Origin of the sequence: Marinobacter sp. SS5-14b (assembly GCF_030541005.1) — a bacterium.
In the GTDB taxonomy this organism is placed as follows: domain Bacteria; phylum Pseudomonadota; class Gammaproteobacteria; order Pseudomonadales; family Oleiphilaceae; genus Marinobacter.
Genome location: NZ_JASSVM010000006.1, coordinates 214203 through 220847 on the forward strand (window position 1 = coordinate 214203; position 6645 = coordinate 220847).

A 6645-nucleotide genomic window follows, 5' to 3' on the forward strand; every position below is an offset into this window, starting at 1 on the left:
TCTATTGGCCGGGACCGGCCAGCTCGGCCCGGTTCCGGCCATACTCCTTGGCAAGATACAGGGCTGAGTCGGCCCGGCTGACCAGACGATCAATATCTTCCGAACCATCAGACGTGGCCACACCCAGACTGATGGTCTGGGTAATGGAGGTGTTGCTCAGTGGTATTGGAAGCTCCTGCATGTGAAACCGACACTTCTCCGCTACCTTCATCGCCCCCTCGGCATCGGTTTCCGGAAGCAGGATTAAAAATTCCTCGCCGCCCCATCGGCACAGAGCATCCTGCCGACGAAGGCAGTCATTGAGTAATTCGGCCGTTTTCTGAAGTACGGTGTCGCCAGCTTCGTGGCCCCAGGTGTCGTTGACTCGCTTGAATTTATCCAGGTCGGCCAGTATAACGCTGAAAGGCACCTGGGAGCGTTGAGCACGCGCCCGCTCTTGCTGCACCAAGGGCATGAAGGCTCTGCGGTTAAGCAGAGTTGTCAGCGGGTCTGTTGTGGCCATTTCGCTCAGGCTTTCGCGGGCGATGAAGCCTTCACGGGCCACTGTGCGAGCAAAGGCCATCAGAATGCAGGTGACAAACATGATCAATGCCGGCCCGATAAAAACGGCGAACAGCGTCAGCTTTGGCAGGCCGGCAATACCGGCCGCGATGCCAAAAACGGCCACGGGCAGCGCCACGATCAACAGCCATTCCCTGAAGCTGCGGAGGGAGAGTACCGTCGAACCGAAAAAGGCGATGGTCATGGCGTCTGACACCTGGTTCACCATAATGGGTTCGTGCTTGGTGAAAAGGAACAGTAATGAAAGTGCCAGGCCGCTGAGGCTCAGCCCCATCAGCCTGAGAAAATATCGGGCAGGCCAGCGGGGTAAGCCGGTCCAGTGGAAGAGCAGGGCCAATAGAATTGAGGCGATAAGGGGTAGTCGTAGTATCAGCTCGGCCTGGCTGAGATCGCTTCTGTGAATATGAAAGTGGGTGTGTGAGACGTGGTACAGGGAGACGGTGACCAACAACAGCCAGGCACCCCCGAAGACCAGGCCGGATTCCATTCGCTCCTGATAGGCTTCGAAGGCGAGCTGCCACTTCTCCGGAATACGGCTCCGGGCTGCAGTCATGGGTGGGCTCCCAGCAAGGGTGTGCTTTTGATTTATTGCAATTATCAACAATTGTCCATCGGGCTTCTATAGGGTAATTGGATTACCTCTTTGTAGGGTCGGAAGGGTACAGGGGTTAAAATGGATTCAGGTATGACGGAAAAGGCAAGACTGGCGCAGGCCCTTGAGGCTGTGGATCAGGCCAACCAGGCCGACCCGAACAGGGAGGATGTGAACGGCGAGGCGCTACCTCGGGAGTATGCCTATAGTTTGCACATGACACGCTGGTTGTTTGAGCTGGAGCCAGAACCTTCCGAGCGTATGCAGATTGCCTGCAGGGCCCAGCACATTGAGCGCTGGACCATGCCTCGCAGTGAGTTTGGTGAAGGCAAACAGAACTATTACCAGTGGCGCCAGGCTTGTGGCCGCATGCATGGTCGCCGGGCTGCGGAGATCATGGCCGAGAGCGGTTACCCACAGGATGAATGTGACCGGGTGGAGACCATTCTGACCAAGCGGGAGCTGAGACAGGACCCCGACACCCAGCTGTTGGAAGACGTGGCCTGCATGGTGTTCCTCGAGCGTTACCTTGCGCAGTTCTTTGACGACAACCCCGATTACGACAAAGAGAAATGGTTGCACATTGTACGCCGCACCTGGGGCAAGATGACGCCCCGTGGGCACGAGGCGGCGCTGAAACTGGCCGGGGACCTGCCTCCGCATTTGCTGGCGCTGTTGCAGGAGGCGTTGGCCGACTAGAAGAACAGCTCCTGTAGCTTTTCTCCAGGCTCCGGCGCCCGCATGAACGACTCGCCCACCAGGAAACCGTAAATGCCACGGCTGGTCATGGCCTCCACATCGGCGCGGGTCATGATCCCGCTTTCGGTGATGGTGAGCCGGTCGGCGCCGATGCGTTGATGCAGGTTAAATGTGGTCTCCAGGGAGACCTCAAAGTTGTGCAGGTTACGGTTGTTGATGCCCACCAGCGGGGTGCTCAGGGTCAGGGCGTCGTCCATCTCCTCACCGTCGTGCACTTCCACCAGGACATCCAGCCCGACCTCATGGGCAATGCCCTCGAGTTCCTGCATCTGGTCTTTGGTCAGGCAGGCGGCAATCAGCAAGATACAGTCGGCCCCGATAGCCCGGCTTTCATACACCTGGTAAGGCGCGACCATGAAGTCCTTGCGGATTACCGGCAGGCTGCAGGCCGCTCTGGCGGCTTTCAGGTAATCTTCGTGGCCGTGGAAGAAGTCCTTGTCGGTGAGTACCGACAGGCACGCCGCGCCACCTTTCTCGTAGCTTTCCGCGATCACTTCAGGCTCGAACGGGTCCCGCAGGATGCCCTTGCTGGGCGATGCCTTTTTGATCTCGGCAATCACCGCAGGGGTGCGCTTTTCAATGCGCGCCCTGAGTGCATCGGCGAAGCCCCGGGCAGGGGGCTGGTCACCGGCCATGGCTTTGAGATCGGCAAGCGATCTTACCGGTTGACGTTCTTCGATTTCCTGCCACTTGCGGGCGACAATCTTGCGCAGAATGGTGGGCGTGCGGTCGTTATGCCTGTCAGTCATCTGCGGCCTCAGAAACAGTGGGAGAAATCAGCGAGTTCGGACATTTTTCCGGCCGCCAGGCCGGAGCCCATGGCATCCAGCGCCATTTCCACCCCGGCTTTAGGGTTCGCAGCAAGGCCCGCAATGTAAATGGCAGCGCCGGCGTTCAGGGCAATCATGTCTCGGGCCTTTTCCGTAGTCTCATCGTGCTGACGGCCGAACGCGGCCCGGATCAGCTTCAGAGATTCCTCGGAAGAGTCGACCGTCAGGCCGACCAGAGATTCGCTTTTTACCCCCAGATCTTCCGGCGTAATATCGTATTCGGTAATCTCGCCGTCCTTCAGCTCGGCGACGTGCGTCACCGTGGCCAGGCTGATTTCATCCAGCCCGTCTTTGGAACACACCACCATGATGTGTTCGGCTCCCAGTCGCTGCATCACTTCGGCCATGGGCCGGCACAGCGTTTTGGTGAACACGCCGATCAACTGGCGTTTAACGCCTGCCGGGTTGGTCATGGGCCCCAGGATATTGAAAATGGTGCGGCAGCCCAGCTCCCTGCGCGGGCCGATGGCGTGCTTCATGGCACCGTGGTGGGCCGGGGCGAACATGAAACCGACGCCAATCTGCTCTACGCAGCGGGCAACCTGTTCCGGTGACATGTTGAGGTTCACACCGGCTTTCTCGATCAGGTCTGCGCTGCCACTTTTGGACGACACACCGCGGTTACCATGCTTGGCCACAAAACCGCCCGCAGCCGCCACCACAAACGAGGCCGCAGACGACACATTAAAGAGGTTGGCGCCGTCGCCACCGGTGCCCACGATGTCGACCAGCGGCTCCGCATTGATGCTGACTTTGGTAGCCAGCTCCCGCATGACTTCCGTGGCACCGGTGATTTCGTCAATGGTTTCACTTTTCAGGCGAAGCCCCATCAGAAACGCGCCAATCTGCGCATCGGTGGCCTCGCCATTCATGACGATGCGCATCACATCCTTCATTTCCTCGCGGGACAAATCCAGGTTGCCCGCAATGCGGCTGAGTGCTTGTTTCATGTCCATGGCGGAATGGCCTCTTGTTATGATCTCAGGAAGTTGCGCAGCAGCTCGTGACCCTGCTCGGTCATGATGGACTCGGGGTGGAACTGAACGCCTTCGATAGGCAGGGTTTTGTGCCGAACGCCCATGATTTCTTCAATGGAGCCGTCTTCATTTCGGGTCCAGGCGGTGACTTCCAAGCAGTCAGGCAGCGTTTTCTGATCGATCACCAGGCTGTGGTAACGGGTGGCCTGCAGCGGATTGTTCAACCCCCGGAACACACCTGTGTCTTTGTGATAAACCGGGGAAACCTTGCCATGCATCACCCGGCCGGCACGAATGATGTCGCCACCGAAGACTTGCCCGATAGCCTGGTGGCCAAGGCAAATGCCGAGAATGGGCAGCTTGCCAGCGAAATACCGGATGGCCTCTACGGAAATGCCCGCCTCATTGGGCGTGCATGGGCCAGGGGAGACCACCAGCCGCTCCGGCTTCAGAGCCTCAATTTCCTCAAGGGTGATTTCATCGTTCCGGTACACCTGCACATCGGTACCCAGCTCCGCGAGGTACTGAACGATGTTGTAGGTAAAGGAATCGTAGTTATCAATCATCAGCAGCATAGCGATCGTGACCGTGTGTTCTAGCAGTGGAGTTCTTCGCCATGCGGGCGGTGTTGTTCACAAAACATGTTTACAGCGAACATTGCCAGTGATTTGGCGCAAACAGACTGTGGATTATTGCAGCCAGCCGTCCCGGGTACAATATCGGGTTGCCGGGGTGAAATGTGATCAGCCCTAAAGGCAACCCATAAACCAAGGCAGTTTAGCGGCCATCGCCCACGACCTTGCCCGGCTACCCGGCGGACCGGAGTTATACGAACGCGTTCGCAAAAGTCCGAAAAATGCATGAGGAATATTGGTAACCTTCTGATAAGGTTGGAAAGAGGGCAAGGGTGGGGCGGAGTTATACGCCCCTCGGCGTGAGCAGGGGGTGGCTTGAAACAGGGCGTATAACTCCGGCGGTAGCCGTGGTGAGTCGCAGTTATCTATTTGTTTTTGAATGTATAAACTAGATTTTTTGGGAGCGTTTGGATTGGAGTTATACGAACGCGAGATATACGAATTCGTTCGTAGAATTCACTGTTACGAGTAAGGGAGCACCATGGCACGGATCGTAGATCTCGACCATAAGTGGGCTACGTTGGTCGGTCGACTATTGATAGCTTTTGCGGCTATGGAGGGGCTAACGTTGCACTGCCTCAAAGAATGGCTCAAGTCTCCCGTATACAAGCACGTCATGAACATGGGGTTTGCTCAAAGGGTTGATTTGGTCATTGATCTGGCAAGAGAGCAAGATTCACCCGAGGATAAGATCGAAGCATTCGTAAAAAACCTGAAGAAAGCCAAAGCGCTTGCAAAGAGGCGTAATGCTGTAGCTCATAACCCGCTTGTCCTTTGCCTCTTTGACGAACAGGAAGAGTTCATTGAGGCGATTGCCTCAGAAAAGAAAGAAGATGAAGTGATTGAATTCGAGGAACTGGAGCAACTGGTGAGTAAAGCGGAGGCTCTTGAGCAAGAACTTTCCGAGAGCAAAGTACGGCTGCGTGAGCACGAGTGGAAGCCGCTCTCGTAACAAGGCGCGTAAGGCGGACGGCTTTCAGCCGCCGCTTCGCTTGGCGTTAAAGGCCTTGCTCCGGTGTTCTTTGGTTGGGTGTGTGGCCGCAAATTTGGTGGTTGCCAGTAGGCAGAAAACAGCCCTCCGTCTGGCAACGGTTTCGGCGGGTAATTTGGAGTTCAGGTCGCGGGGCAATCCGGCGTAACCATCTGATGGTTTCCGCCCACTCGGTGTTCTGGTTCCTGGCGCAATGGGTCAGGCTGGTACAAGCTGTCGTGGAGTCGGCATTCAGCATTGGGTGCCAAGATAAAACACCGGGTAACCGGCATTTAACCAGTCGCTGTAGTACGCGGCCGATGGCCGCCGGACGCCCTTTACATTGCGGCTTCGCCTCCATTACAAGGGCGCCGCTAAGCTCAGCGTTATGACTTTTACTCGAGATACCTATGATTATCGAAATTAGCATAGTCGCGCTTGTTCTTTTGAAGCTTGTCGGAGTCGTTGACATCTCATGGACTCTCACAGTTGTGCTAGCGGCTGTATTGATTGTTGTTGAAATCAACTCCGTGGTGCAACGCAAAAGGATAGAGGCTTTGGTCTATAAATTGGCGGCGGCGGTTGATAGAAAAGTCGATGATTTAGAGTTCGATATTGAGCACGGTGAGCACCAGCGTCGAGATCGTGAGAAACATAATCAGTAAGGTCAGGCGAAATCACAAATAAGGTGCATTAATTACAAGAGCGCCGTTGGGCGCTGTCGTTATGAAATGAAGGGATGCATTCATGGATAAAACGAATTTCGAGATTTTCAATCAGATCACCCTTCATCTGCTTGTGAGGCTATTCGAGTGTTTTCCCAACTATGAGCAAGTAGACGCCCGAGCATTGGGTTTTGAAGCTATCAGCATGAAAGATGACGAGTCCTTTGATGAAGCGTGGGAGCTATTGGAGTTGAGCAAGAACTCAGTGAGCTGGCTACAAACAGAGGGCTTCATCGAAGTCAGCAATAAAGCCGAAAAAAGCAGCAAGCTTTCAATGCGTCTAACCCTCAAAGGCCTAACCTTGCTGGGGTATGCACCCCCAACCGTGCAGGATTCGCCTTACCAAACTGTTTTAGAAGAGGCCAAAGGCGCGCTGGCAAGTGGTTCAAAAGCCGCAGTGGCAGATGTCGTTAAAGGGCTTTTTATCCGTGGAGTGACGCTTGTACCCGAGGTTTTTTCATAACAAAAGAATTAAGGAGGCTCTGAATAAGTCTCAAAATCAGCGATAATACGGTCATCGTCAACTGCACAGGATTCGTTGCCACCATGGATCAGATCACCTTCTCCGAAGCCGAGTACCAGACCAAGAAGCGTAA

8 protein-coding genes are annotated in these 6645 nt (G+C 55.4%); 4 read left to right on the forward strand and 4 right to left on the reverse strand.

All coding sequences use genetic code 11. The features are described 5' to 3' along the window. Position 1: 1 nt before the first annotated feature. The gene (locus QPL95_RS14515) at positions 2-1114 is read right to left on the reverse strand and encodes a GGDEF domain-containing protein (protein ID WP_303291711.1); all 1113 of its coding nucleotides are present in this window, start codon (positions 1112-1114) and stop codon (positions 2-4) included. A 120-nt stretch (positions 1115-1234) separates the two neighbouring features. On the opposite strand from QPL95_RS14515, the gene QPL95_RS14520 reads away from it, so the two are divergent. Further along, positions 1235-1852, forward strand: a complete 618-nt coding sequence (locus tag QPL95_RS14520; RefSeq protein WP_303291712.1) for a DUF4202 domain-containing protein — start codon at positions 1235-1237, stop codon at positions 1850-1852. Here QPL95_RS14520 and trpC read toward each other — a convergent pair. Genes trpC through QPL95_RS14535 form a run of 3 tightly spaced genes read right to left on the reverse strand, consistent with a single transcriptional unit; the run spans position 1849 to position 4294 of the window. Next, on the reverse strand, positions 1849-2661 hold the full coding sequence (gene trpC / locus QPL95_RS14525; RefSeq protein ID WP_303291713.1) for an indole-3-glycerol phosphate synthase TrpC: 813 nt from the start codon (positions 2659-2661) through the stop codon (positions 1849-1851). The two genes, QPL95_RS14520 and trpC, sit on opposite strands and share 4 nt — an antisense overlap. Positions 2662-2669: 8 nt before the next feature. After that, on the reverse strand, positions 2670-3698 hold the full coding sequence (trpD, locus tag QPL95_RS14530; RefSeq protein WP_303291714.1) for an anthranilate phosphoribosyltransferase: 1029 nt from the start codon (positions 3696-3698) through the stop codon (positions 2670-2672). 17 nt (positions 3699-3715) lie between these two features. Next, a complete protein-coding gene (locus QPL95_RS14535; protein ID WP_303291715.1) occupies positions 3716-4294 on the reverse strand; it encodes an aminodeoxychorismate/anthranilate synthase component II in 579 nt (192 codons plus the stop codon). 541 nt (positions 4295-4835) lie between these two features. Here QPL95_RS14535 and QPL95_RS14540 point away from each other — a divergent pair. From QPL95_RS14540 to QPL95_RS14550, 3 genes are all read left to right on the forward strand, one after another. Further along, positions 4836-5306 (forward strand): hypothetical protein, encoded by a 471-nt coding sequence (locus QPL95_RS14540; RefSeq protein ID WP_303291716.1) that lies wholly within the window; start codon positions 4836-4838, stop codon positions 5304-5306. Positions 5307-5734: 428 nt separating this feature from the next. Beyond that, positions 5735-5989: a hypothetical protein gene (locus QPL95_RS14545; RefSeq protein WP_303291717.1), complete on the forward strand. Its 255-nt coding sequence runs from the start codon at positions 5735-5737 to the stop codon at positions 5987-5989. 82 nt (positions 5990-6071) lie between these two features. Beyond that, positions 6072-6512, forward strand: coding sequence for a hypothetical protein (locus tag QPL95_RS14550; RefSeq protein WP_303291718.1), 441 nt, complete (start codon positions 6072-6074; stop codon positions 6510-6512). The last annotated feature ends 133 nt before the right edge of the window (positions 6513-6645 follow it).